This window comes from Rubellimicrobium thermophilum DSM 16684 (assembly GCF_000442315.1).
Lineage (GTDB): Bacteria > Pseudomonadota > Alphaproteobacteria > Rhodobacterales > Rhodobacteraceae > Rubellimicrobium > Rubellimicrobium thermophilum.
Genome location: NZ_KE557319.1, coordinates 1 through 11,451 on the forward strand (window position 1 = coordinate 1; position 11,451 = coordinate 11,451).

Below are 11,451 nucleotides of genomic sequence, written 5' to 3' on the forward strand. Positions count from 1 at the left end.
CCCCCGCCGGCCCGCCCCCGCCGGCCCTGCAGGCGCAAGCCTTGCATGCCGGGCCGGGGCGGCCTAGGTGCGGCAGGCACGCCCCCAGGCCCCAGGACAGCCATGGAACCGCCCATGTCCCTTCCCTCCCTCGATGCCCTCGCTGCCCGCCTTCTCGAGGAGGCGCGCCGCGCCGGGGCCGAGGCCGCCGACGCCATGGTGGTGCGCGGCCAGTCGCTCTCGGTCGAGGTGCGCGCCAGCCGGCTGGAGGAGGCGACCCGCGCCGAAGGCGTGGATCTCGGCCTGCGCGTGCTGATCGGACGGCGCCAGGCGGTGGTCTCGGCCTCCGACACGCGCGGGGACACGCTGCGCCAGATGGCCGAACGCGCCGTGGCCATGGCGCGCGAGGCGCCCGAGGATGCCACCGCCGGCCTGGCCGACCCCGCCCTGCTCGCGCAGGGGCGCGACATGACGGCGCTCGATCTCGCCGATCCGGCGCCCGAACCCGAACCCGCCGCGCTCGAGCAGGAGGCGCGCGAGGCCGAGGCCGCCGCGCTCGCCGTGCCCGGCGTCACCCAGGTGGAGGCCGCCAGCGCCGGCTGGTCGCGGCGCGAGGTGGCGCTGGCCGCGACCAACGGCTTTGCCGGCCGCTACACGCGCACGGACCGTTCGCTGTCGGTCTCTGCCATCTCCGGACGCGGCACGGCGATGCAGCGCGACTGGGACTGGGATCACCGCGTGCATGCCGCCGATCTGCGCAGCCCGGCCGAGATCGGCCGCACCGCCGGGGAACGCGCCGCGGCCCGCGAAGGGGCGACACGCCCTCCCACCGGCGCCTTTCCCGTCCTCTTCGACGAACGGGTGGCGGCCTCGCTCATCGGGCATCTGCTGGGTGCCATCAACGGGGGCGGCGGTGGCGCGGGGCGCGTCCTTCCTGCGCGACCGGCTGGGACAGCGGGTGCTTCCCGAAGGCCTGACCCTGCACGAGGATCCCCACCGCCCCCGCAACCCCGCCTCGCGCCTCTGGGATGCCGAAGGCCTGCCGACCCGCCCGAAGGCCTTCGTGGAGGATGGCATCCTGCGCAGCTGGGTGCTCGATCTGGCCTCCGCCCGCCGCCTCGGGATGGACAGCACCGGCAATGCCGCACGCATCCGGGGGGCACGCCCGCACCGGCCGTCACCACCGTGGAACTGACCCAGGGCCGCGCCAGCCGCGACGATCTGCTGGCGCAGATGGGGAGGGGCCTTCTCGTCACCTCGCTGATCGGTTCGACGATCAACCCCCATACGGGCGACTATTCGCGCGGGGCCGCAGGCTTCTGGGTGGAGGGGGGGCGGATCAGCCATCCCGTCCACGAAGCGACCATCGCCGGCAACCTGATCGAGATGTTCGCCCGTCTCGTGCCGGCCAACGATGCCCGGCCCCATCTGACCCGCGTCGTTCCCTCGCTGCTGATCGAGGAGGGGATGACCGTCGCGGGGGTCTGAGACCCCGCCCGCCCCTTCCGCTTGACCCCGACCCCCGCGCAGCCGAGATGGGACTGCGCAGTCCAGATCCGGAGCTCTCCATGCCCAACCGTCTCCACCTCGTCTTCGGTGGCGAGCTTGTCGATCCCTCGCGAACCGAGTTCCGCGACATCTCCAAGATCCACATCGTCGGCCTGTTCCCGGACTATGCCTCGGCCCATGCCGCCTGGAAGGCCGAGGCCCAGCGCACCGTGGACGATGCGCATGTCCGCTACTTCATCGCCCATCTCCACCGCCTGCGCGATGAGGAGCAGCCCGCCTCCGCCTCGCCGCGGGCGATGGACGGCTGAGTCCGGCGCGGTCACGCCTTCCGGCGCTGTTCTCCCGTGCGGCATCCCCTGGCGCTCACCCTCTATCTGTCGCTGACGGCCCTCGACGGCGGCGGGCCCGAGGAGGCGCTGCCTCCCCCCCGGCCCGAGGGACCGCTTCTCTGGGCGCAGGCGGACGGTCCGGCCCGCCTGCCCGGGCTGACCGCCCTGGCCGAACGTCTCGCGAGGGAGGACGGGGTGGCCACGCTCGTCACCCTGCCGGCGGCCTCGCTGAGCGCCCTGCCCCCGGCCGGCGGCACAGCACCGGCCGCGTTCGCTGCCGCCCTGTCCCAGCCGCCCCTGCTGCGCCCCGTCCCGTCCGAATCCGCAGGGCGGATCGCCGCCTTCCTGGGCTACTGGCGTCCCTCGCTCCTGCTCTGGGCGGGGGGGGCTTTGCGCCCCGCCCTTCTGGCCCGCAGCCCGGTGCCGCGCCTGCTGTGCGAGCTCCCCCCCGAAGGGCCCCTTGTGGGCACCGCCCGCTGGATGCCCGGCCTTGCCCGCGCCACGGTCGCGCTCTTCGATCATGCCCTGGTCAGCGACGAGGCCGCGGCCGCCCGCCTGTCCCGGGCCGGCCTGCCCGAGGAGCGGATGGAAATCCTGCCGGCCCTCGATCCGCCTGTCCCCGTCCTGCCCTGCAACGAACGCGAACGGCGCGACCTGGCCCAGACGATCGGGGCACGGCCGGTCTGGTTCGCCGCGGATCTGCCGCTCTCGGAGGTCGGCGCCGTCATCGCCGCCCATCGCCATGCCCTGCGCGGCACCCATCGCCTGCTGCTGATCGTCGCGGCCCGCGATCCCGCCGAAGCCCCCATGATGGCCCGCGCCTTCGGGGAGGCCGGCCTGCGCACCTCGCTGCGGGCCGAAGGCGGCGAACCCGACGAGACCGCGGCGGTCTATCTGGCTGACGGGCCGGGCGAAACCGGCCTCTGGCTGCGCCTGGCCCCGCTGGTGTTCCTGGGCGGCACGCTGCCCGGCGGGCCCGGCGGACGCCACCCCTTCGAGGCCGCCGCCCTCGGCTCGGCACTGCTGCACGGGCCGGTGACGGCGCCCCATGACATCCCCTGGATCCGGCTGCGCCAGGCCGGGGGGGCCCATCTGGTGCGCAATACGGTCGAACTCGGCCAGGCGATCGAATCGCTACTTGCCCCGGATCGCGCGGCGCGCATGGCGCATGCCGCATGGGATGTGGCGACGCGGGGCGCGGTCACCCTGAACCGTCTGGCCGAGCTTGTCCTCGACCGCCTCGACCGGCGCGAGGCCGCCTGATGCGGGCGCCGTCCTGGTGGTGGCGGCCCGATCGCGGCCTTCGGGCGCGGGCCCTGACCCCGCTCGGGGCGCTCTATGCCGCCGCCACCGCGCGCCGGCTGGCGCGGGCGCGCCCCGAAGCGGCCGGCATTCCCGTGATCTGCCTCGGCAATCTGGAGGCCGGCGGGGCCGGCAAGACGCCGGCGGCGATGGCCCTTGCCCAGCGCCTTGCCGCGCGCGGTCTTGCCGTCCACATCGTCTCGCGCGGGCATGGGGGGCGGCTGGCCGGTCCTGTCCGGGTCATCCCCTCCCATTCCGCCGCCGATGTCGGCGATGAGGCGATCCTGCTCTCGGCCTTCGCCCCGGTCTGGGTGGCCAGGGACCGCGCCGCCGGTCTGCGCGCCGCCCGGGCCGCCGGGGCGCAGGTCGTGCTCCTCGATGACGGTTTCCAGAACCCGACCGTGGCGCGGGATCTGTCGATCCTCGTCGTCGATGCCGCGCGCGGCTGGGGCAACGGCCTGCCGATCCCGGCCGGCCCCCTGCGCGAAAGGCTCGCGGCCGGCCTCGCCCGGGCCGATCTGCTGCTGACGCTGGGCGAACCGGCTGCCCAGGATGCCTTCGATCGCCGCTGGGGGGCGCAGGTCGCCGCCCTCTCCCGCCTGCGCGGCCGTCTCGTCCCCTTGCCCACCGGAATGCGCTGGCAGGGGCTCCGGGCGCTGGCCTTCGCCGGCATCGGCCATCCGGAGAAGTTCTTCGCGACACTCCGCGCCCAGGGGGCCGAAATCGTCGCCACCCGCCCGCTGGGGGATCATCAGCCCCTGCCCCCCGCCCTCTTCGCCCGGCTCGAGGCCGAGGCGCGCCGCCTCGGGGCCCAGCTCGTGACGACCGAGAAGGACGCCGCCCGGCTCGACCCCGCGCTGCGCTCGCGCGTCCTCGTGCTGCCCGTGCGGCTCGATCTGGAGGACTGGGCGCCGCTGGATGCCCGCCTCGAGGCGCTGCTTCAGCCGGCCCAGGGGTCGGCGGCGCCCTGATCCTGCCCGAGACGCGGCGAGGGGCGCTCCAGCGCGAGCGGCGAGTCGGAGAAGCGCAGCGGCGTGCGCAGACCCGGCACGCCCCCGGGCTCGATCCGCATCCCCCGCGCGATCACCTGCGGATCGGCGAAGACCTCGCCCATGTCGTTGATCGGCCCGGCGGGAACGCCGGCCGCCTCGCAGCCGGCCAGGAGATCGGCCTTCGTCATCCGGGCGGTGCGGGCGGCGATGGCGGGGATCAGCGTGGCCCGGTGGGCCAGGCGCCCGGGATTGGTGTCATGCGGCGGCTCGGCCAGCTCCGGCGCCCCGATCAGCGCGCAGAAGCGGCGGTGCTGGGCATCGTTGCCCACGGCGACGATGGCATGGCCATCGGCACAGGGAAAGACCTGATAGGGCACGATGTTGGGATGCTGGTTGCCGAGCCGCCCCGGCGCCCGCCCGGAGGCGAGGAAGTTCATCGCCTGATTGGCGGCCATCGCCACCCCGACATCGAGCAACGCCATGTCCACGCGCTGGCCGCGGCCGGTGCGGTCGCGCTCGCGCAGCGCGGCCAGGATGCCGGTGGCGGTCATAGACGCCGGTGAACAGGTCCACGACCGCGACACCCACCTTCATCGGCTCGCCTTCCGGCGCACCGGTATAGGACATGATCCCGCTCATGCCCTGGATGATGAAGTCATAGCCGGGGCGGCCCGCATAGGGGCCGTCCTGCCCGAATCCGGTGACGGAACACCAGACAAGCCGCGGGTTGAGGGCCGACAGCGCCTCCCAGCCCAGACCGTAGCGGTCCAGCCCCCCCAGCTTGAAGTTCTCGATGACGACATCGGCCCCGGCGGCCAGGCGACGCACCAGGGCACGCCCCTCCTCGGTGGTGAAATCCGCCACCACCGATCGCTTGCCGCGATTGGTGGCGTGGAAATAGGCCGCAGCGCGTTCGCCGTCATGATCGATCCAGGGGGGACCCCAGCGGCGCGTGTCATCGCCCTCCGGCGCCTCGACCTTGACGACCGTGGCGCCGAGATCGGCCAGGATCTGACCGGCCCAGGGGCCGGCCAGGATGCGGGCAAGCTCGAGGACGCGCAGCCCCTCGAGAGGCGGTCTTGCGTCGTTCACTCTGCCGGCGCCTCTGCCGCTTCACCTGCGGTGCCGGCGCCGGTCCCCCCTTCGCTGCCCGCTTCGGTCTGCGTTCCGTCCGTGCTGCCGGCGGCGCCCGCCTCGGCCAGTTCGGCTTCGATCAGGGCCCGCATCTCCTCCCAGGCCATGTTGGAATGCTTCTCGCCATTGATGAGGAAGGTCGGTGTGGCATTGATGCCGTCGGCCTCGGCATTGGCCTGATACCAGGCGACCAGAGCCTCGGCCTGCGCCTCGTCGCGCAGGCAGCTGTCCACCTGCTCGGCCGCAAGGCCCGAGGCCAGGCCGATCCGCCGCAGCGCATCGGCGATGGCGGCGGGTTGACCGTCGCCGACCCAGTCGCGCTGCTCGGCATAGAGGCGTTCGACGATGGGGAAGAAGCGCATCTCGCCGCCGCAGCGCGCCACCATCGAGGCCCACAGGCCGAAGCGGTCGAAATAGACCTCGCGGAAGACATAGCGGACCTGTCCATCGTCGATGAACTCGGCCTTCAGCTGCGGATAGGAGGTCGCGTGCCAGTTGGCGCAATGCGGGCAGGTCAGCGATCCGTATTCGATCACCGTCACCGGGGCATCGGGCCGGCCCAGCGCCATTTCGGGGATGGTGACGGCCTCTGCGGCGGGTTCCCCGGTTTCGGGGGTGGCATCGTCCTGTGCAAGGGCGGCCAGAGGCAGGATGGTCAGAGCGGTCGCGGCGGCAAGGGAGAACAGTCGCATGAGGGGTCTCGGCCTTTCCTGTCGGGCGCCCGGTCAGGGGCGCGATTTGCTCAGGACATTGGCCGCCAGCGTGGCAAGCGCAAGTCGCAATCGCGTGTCGGTCACGCCTTCGGTGGCCGCCGCTGCCGCCTCGGCCAGATGGGGATCCGGGGTCGCTGCCGGCGGGGGCGTGAAGGGGGCGCGCGCCTCCGCCAGTCCCGCAAGGCTCGTCTGGCGGATCCGCAGCCGCTCGACAGCCCTGTAGCCATGGCAGGCATTGATGCGGTCGCGGATGCGGTCGCTCTCCATCTCGATGCGCAGCGCCGCCGCGCCGAGTGCGAGCACCGTCAGCGTGCCCCCCTGCGGCGCGGCCCCGCCCTTTCGCGGACGGGGCTGGCGGATCTCCAGGGGTTTCGTGACGGCGGCCAGATCCTCGCCCACGATCTCCACCCAATGCGTGAGGATCCGCATGGTGGCAAAGCCCCGCTTCTCCCCGGCCTTGCGGATCGTGTGCCGCAGCAGATCCGCGGCAGGTGTGAATCGTCCGGCACGCTGCATTGGACCCTCCGTGACGGCCATGATAGACCCTCCGTCGGTCCGGCGACAGGCCCCCGGACAGGACACCCATGGACCTGACCCGAGCCCTCCTCGACTGGTATGATCGCCATGCCCGCCGCCTGCCCTGGCGTCTGCCCCCGGCAAGCCGCGAGCGCCCGGATCCCTACCGCGTCTGGCTGGCCGAGGTGATGCTTCAGCAGACCACGGTGGCGGCTGTCCTGCCCCGCTACGGGCGCTTCCTGGCCCGCTGGCCGGATGTGGCAGCGCTGGCCGCCGCGCCCGAGGCCGAGGTGATGGCCGAATGGGCGGGCCTCGGCTACTATGCCCGCGCCCGCAATCTCATCGCCTGCGCCCGCGCCGTGGCCGAACGGGGGGGCTTTCCCGAGACGGAAGAGGAGCTGCGCACCCTGCCGGGGCTTGGCGCCTATACCGCCGCCTCGGTCGCGGCCATCGCCTTCGGCCAACAGGTCGCGGTCGTGGACGGCAATGTGGAACGCGTGATCGCCCGCGCCTTCGACATCGCCACGCCCCTGCCGCAGGCACGCAGGACCATCCGGGACCGGGTCGCGACGCTCGTGCCCGCCGGCCGGCCGGGCGATTTCGCGCAGGCCCTGATGGACCTCGGCGCCACCCTCTGCACGCCGCGCCGGCCGGCCTGCGTGCTCTGCCCCTGGTGCGAGGCCTGCCTTGCCCGTCGGCACGGGACCACGCTCCAGCGCCCCGTGAAGCCCCCCCGCAAGGCCCCGCCCGAGCGGCTCGGGGTAGCCTATGTCGGCCGGCGCAGCGACGGGGCCTGGCTTCTGGAAACGCGCGCACCGGACCGGATGCTGGGGGGGATGCCGGGCTTTCCCGGCTCCGCCTGGGACCGGGGAGAGGAGGACGCCCCGCCCCCCGCCCCCGGCGACTGGCAGGAGCTGGCGCAGACCGCCCGCCACAGCTTCACGCATTTCACCCTGACGCTGCGGGTGCGCGTGGCCCGGCTGGATGGCGACACCACGCCCCTGCAGGGCAGTTTTGTCCCCGCGCTCGATCCCGCGACCCTGCCCGGCGCCATGCGCCGCGTGTGGGAGCTGGCCCAGACATCTCCTCTCCTTGCCGACCCCTGAGAGCGGGCGAACCCTTCAGGACAGGCGCCGCCCCGGGGGTGTTGCGCGAATCGGGTCTGCAGCGCGCGTTGCGCCTACCATTCGTTAACCGGTTGCGGGGCAGGCTGGCCGCGAAAGGAGAGACCCGAATCGCCATGACCGCCTGCCTGCCCCCTCATCCCGATGCCGTGCCCTGCCGGGCGGGGGGGCTGCGCGCCTCACAAAAGCCCCCGCCCTGCCAGCAGAGGCTCCACCCCCGGCATGCGGCCGCGGAAGGCCAGCCAGCTTTCGCCCTCGTCGCGCGATCCGCCGACCGAGAGGATCTCGCGTTCGAGCCGCTGCGCCGTCGCGGCATCGAACGGCCCGCCCGCCTCGCCGAAGGCGGCAAAGGCATCGGCGTCCATGACCTCACTCCAGAGGTAGGAGTAGTAGCCCGCCGCGTAGCCGTCCCCGGCAAAGACATGCTGGAAATGGGGGGTGGCGTGGCGCATGGCGATGGCCCGCGGCATCCCCAGCCGTTCCAGCACCTCCGCCTGCCGCTGCATCGGATCTGCGGGGGGCGGCCCGTCATGGAAGGCCAGATCGACGAAGGCCGAGGCGAGGTATTCGACGGTCTGGAATCCCATGTCATGGGTCCGCGCCGCCAGCAGCCTTTCGCGCAGGTCCTCGGGCATCGGCGCGCCGGTCGCGGCATGGCGGGCATGGCGCTCGAGCAGCTCCGGCACCTCCAGCCAGTGTTCGAGAAGCTGGCTCGGCAGCTCCACGAAGTCGCGCGCGACAGAGGTGCCGCTGACGCTGCCGAAGGTCACGTCCGAGAGGATCTGATGCAGCGCATGGCCGAATTCGTGGAACAGCGTGCGCGCATCGTCCCAGGAGAGCAGCGCCGGTTCCCCCTCCGGGGGCTTGGCGAAGTTGCAGACATTGACGACATGGGGCCGTTCCTCGCCATCAAGGCGCGACTGGCTGCGCATCGCCATGCACCAGGCGCCCGACCGCTTGCCCTCGCGCGCGAAGAAGTCGCCATGGAACACCGCCATGTGCCGCCCCCCGCGCGTGACCTCCCAGACGCGCACATCCGCATGCCAGCGCGGCGCCTCGGGGATCTCGCGCAGTTGCAGGCCGAAGAGCCGCCCGGCGACATCGAAGACCGCGTCGAGCAGGCCATCGAGCGTCAGGTAGGGCTTGACCTCGGCCTCCTCGAGGGCGTGGCGCACCTGCCGCAGCCTTTCGCTGTAGAAACGCCAGTCCCAGGGTTCGACCGGCCCCTCGATCCCGTCCGCGCGCAGCATCCGGGCGATCTCCGCCTCGTCGCGCAGGGCGGCGGCCTTCGCGGGGGTCCAGACGCGTTCGAGCAGATCGCGCACGGCCTGCGGAGTCCGCGCCATCTCGGTCTCGAGCTTCCAGTCGGCGTAGGAGGCGTAGCCCAGCAGCGCCGCGCGTTCGGCCCGCAGGGCGAGCATCTCGGCGGCGATGGCCCGATTGTCGGTCGCCCCTCCCCCTGCCCCGCGCCGCGTCCAGGCCTCCCAGGCCCTGCGTCGCAACTCGCGTCGGGGCGAGAACTGGAGGAAGGGCACCACGACCGACCGCGCCAGCGTCACCGCGGGCTGTCCGAGGCCGCGCGCCTCGCCTGCGGCGCGCAGGGCGGAGACAAGGAAATCCGGCAGCCCCTCGAGATCGGCCTCGGCCAGGGGCATGGCCCAGTCCCGTTCGTCGGCCAGGACATTCTGCGCGAACTGCGTGCCCAGCTCGGCCAGGCGGGCGCGGATCGCCTTCATCCGCTCCATCGCCTCGTCCCGAAGGCGGGCGCCTGCGCGCACGAATCCGCGATGGGTGAGCATCAGCACCCGCGCCTCCTCGGGCGAGAGGTTCAGCGCCTCGCGCCCCTCACACAGCGTCTCGATCCGTGCGAACAGCGCCCGGTTGGCCGTGATCTCCGAGGAAAAGGCCGAGAGTCTGGGCGCGAATTCCCGCTCGAGCGCGCGGCGGGCCTCGTTGCTGTCGGCCCCGGCGACGGCGTGAAAGGCACCGAGCACCCGGCTCAGCCGCCGGTCGGCGCGTTCGAGCGCGGCCACGGTGTTGGCAAAGGAGGGCGGATCGGGATCATCGGCGATGGCGGCGATGTTCGCCCGCGCCTCCTCGAGGGCGGCATCGACGGGCCTCGCGGCCCAGTGGCTCGTCCCGGATGCGGTCCCAGGGGGGCAGGCCGAAGGGCGTGGTCCAGTCGTCAAGAAGGGGGTTCATGCCGGCTCTCCCTCTGCGGTCGGCTGCAGGCTAGGCGCGCGGTGCGCCGCTGGCCAGCCCGTCCCTGCCGGGCCCTGCCCCGTCCCTGGCGCGGGCGCCGGCTGTAGCTTGCCAAATGAGTTGGCCGATTTTTGACAGATGAAATTGCGCTGCAGTGCAGCAGTCATGCGCTAGGCGCATAGTTTTCTATCTATGGTTGTGTCGTGGCGACATGGCCCCACCATCGGACCAGGCCCAGGACGGCGGTCGAGCCGTCCTCGAGCGCGCTTCGGGCGACCCTCAAAGGGGGATAGGACCAGTTCTCGGAGACGAGGATCAGAGCCGGATCGTCGGGGGTGCGGGGCGGGGTCGGGGGGCGTTCGACGCGCTTGACGATCAGCTCGCCCTGGTGGCGGAGGGCGAAGATGTTGCCTTCGGGGCCGCGCAGGGGGCGGGCGGGATCGGTGCGGGCGGTGTCGATCAGGACAAGGTCGCCGTCCTTCAGGCGGGGTTCCATGCTGTCGCCGCGGATGCGGGCGAGGGCGGCGCGGGCGGGGGGCAGGCCCAGGCGGGCGAGCCAGTCGCGGCGGAAGGCCAGCAGCGTCTCGACGCGGTCGGCATCGCCCGCGTCGGCACCCGGGCCGGCCGAGAGGGCGGCGGCGTGCAGCGGCACGAGGGCGAAGTCGCCCGCAGGCTCGGCGCCGCCGCGCGGCGGGCCGATGTAGAGCTCGAGGCCTAACGCCTCAGCGATTTCCTTTGCCTTATCAAGGCTTGGCGTCTGCCCATCGATGACACCCCGGAGGCTCCATCGGGGTAGACCCAGGAGTTCCTCGAGGCGGCGCACACCTACCCTTGTCTGGGCAAGGGTCTCGGCCAAGCGCTCTCGCAGGAATGCAGATGGCGAATCGTGCATTTTTATGCACTACCACGCCATTGGATTGTGCACAAATATACTTGATCATTCAGAGCGGTTCGTGCATTATTGCGCACATGATCCACGACCGAGACATTGCCTATTTGATCCGCGCGCTGGCAGTGGCGCGGGGCTGGCGCGTGTCCACCGCCTCGCGGATCGTGTCCGGCAGTTGGGACACTGTTGATCGGATTGATCGACACGGCACCCTGACGCAGCGGCGCGCTCGAAGGATTTTGGAAGCGGTATCAGAGCATTGGCCTACTGATCTGCCCTGGCCGGAGGGGATCGAGCGGCCTCGGATCGACGAGAAGGACGTGGCGTGATGGAGCTGGTGCCCTTCGACTGGCAGGGAACCCGCGTGCGCACGGTGCTGCGCGATGGTGCGCCGTGGTTCGTGGCGGCGGATGTGTGCGCGGTGCTCGGGCACAGCAACCCGACGATGGCGATAGGTCGGCTGGACGAGGACGAGCGCGCGATCGTCAACCTGAATACCCTAAACTTTGGTTACGGTATTCCCGCCGCGCCGCGGCGGGGCAATCCGAACGTGACGCTCATCTCCGAGAGCGGCCTCTACGCGCTGGTCCTGACCAGCAACCTTCCCTCCGCCCGCGCGTTCCGGCGCTGGGTGACGGGCGAGGTGCTGCCGGCGCTGAGGACGCGGGGCGTCTATGCGCTGCCCGGCGCGGTGCGGCCGGGGCCGGATGCGGCGGGGGCGCCGCACCGGCTGCTGGCCGGGTTCGAGGCGGCGCGGGCGGC

General features: G+C 72.4%; 9 protein-coding genes and 3 pseudogenes. 7 read left to right on the forward strand and 5 right to left on the reverse strand.

Annotated features, from left to right (window positions below):
• The first annotated feature begins 114 nt into the window (after positions 1-114).
• The 4 genes and pseudogenes from RUTHE_RS00925 to lpxK all read left to right on the forward strand — a co-directional run bounded on the left by RUTHE_RS00925 (position 115) and on the right by lpxK (position 4,090).
• Positions 115-1,467 (forward strand): annotated as a pseudogene (locus tag RUTHE_RS00925) (TldD/PmbA family protein).
• An 80-nt stretch (positions 1,468-1,547) separates the two neighbouring features.
• Positions 1,548-1,796, forward strand: coding sequence for a DUF4170 domain-containing protein (locus tag RUTHE_RS00930; RefSeq protein ID WP_021096343.1), 249 nt, complete (start codon positions 1,548-1,550; stop codon positions 1,794-1,796).
• A 36-nt stretch (positions 1,797-1,832) separates the two neighbouring features.
• Positions 1,833-3,080 (forward strand): 3-deoxy-D-manno-octulosonic acid transferase, encoded by a 1,248-nt coding sequence (locus RUTHE_RS00935; RefSeq protein WP_021096344.1) that lies wholly within the window; start codon positions 1,833-1,835, stop codon positions 3,078-3,080.
• Positions 3,080-4,090 (forward strand): tetraacyldisaccharide 4'-kinase, encoded by a 1,011-nt coding sequence (gene lpxK, locus RUTHE_RS00940; protein WP_021096345.1) that lies wholly within the window; start codon positions 3,080-3,082, stop codon positions 4,088-4,090. Before RUTHE_RS00935 ends, lpxK begins: the two co-directional genes overlap by 1 nt.
• Here lpxK and RUTHE_RS00945 read toward each other — a convergent pair.
• The 3 genes and pseudogenes from RUTHE_RS00945 to RUTHE_RS00955 all read right to left on the reverse strand — a co-directional run bounded on the left by RUTHE_RS00945 (position 4,060) and on the right by RUTHE_RS00955 (position 6,495).
• Positions 4,060-5,203, reverse strand: a pseudogene (locus RUTHE_RS00945) (CaiB/BaiF CoA transferase family protein). The gene lpxK and the pseudogene RUTHE_RS00945 overlap by 31 nt on opposite strands.
• On the reverse strand, positions 5,200-5,937 hold the full coding sequence (locus RUTHE_RS00950) for a DsbA family protein (RefSeq protein WP_021096347.1): 738 nt from the start codon (positions 5,935-5,937) through the stop codon (positions 5,200-5,202). Before RUTHE_RS00950 ends, RUTHE_RS00945 begins: the two are co-directional and overlap by 4 nt.
• A 33-nt stretch (positions 5,938-5,970) precedes the next feature.
• The gene (locus RUTHE_RS00955) at positions 5,971-6,495 is read right to left on the reverse strand and encodes a DUF721 domain-containing protein (RefSeq protein ID WP_021096348.1); all 525 of its coding nucleotides are present in this window, start codon (positions 6,493-6,495) and stop codon (positions 5,971-5,973) included.
• 47 nt (positions 6,496-6,542) lie between these two features.
• On the opposite strand from RUTHE_RS00955, the gene RUTHE_RS00960 reads away from it, so the two are divergent.
• A complete protein-coding gene (locus tag RUTHE_RS00960; RefSeq protein ID WP_021096349.1) occupies positions 6,543-7,580 on the forward strand; it encodes an A/G-specific adenine glycosylase in 1,038 nt (345 codons plus the stop codon).
• 197 nt (positions 7,581-7,777) lie between these two features.
• Here RUTHE_RS00960 and RUTHE_RS00965 read toward each other — a convergent pair.
• Positions 7,778-9,800: pseudogene (locus tag RUTHE_RS00965) on the reverse strand (M3 family metallopeptidase).
• 190 nt (positions 9,801-9,990) lie between these two features.
• The gene (locus RUTHE_RS00970) at positions 9,991-10,656 is read right to left on the reverse strand and encodes a S24 family peptidase (protein WP_021096351.1); all 666 of its coding nucleotides are present in this window, start codon (positions 10,654-10,656) and stop codon (positions 9,991-9,993) included.
• A 113-nt stretch (positions 10,657-10,769) separates the two neighbouring features.
• Here RUTHE_RS00970 and RUTHE_RS00975 point away from each other — a divergent pair, with 113 nt between their 5' ends.
• On the forward strand, positions 10,770-11,018 hold the full coding sequence (locus RUTHE_RS00975; protein ID WP_211217712.1) for a hypothetical protein: 249 nt from the start codon (positions 10,770-10,772) through the stop codon (positions 11,016-11,018).
• On the forward strand, positions 11,018-11,451 hold a 434-nt coding region (locus RUTHE_RS00980; protein WP_021096352.1), incomplete at its 3' end, for a BRO-N domain-containing protein. The genes RUTHE_RS00975 and RUTHE_RS00980, both read left to right, overlap by 1 nt.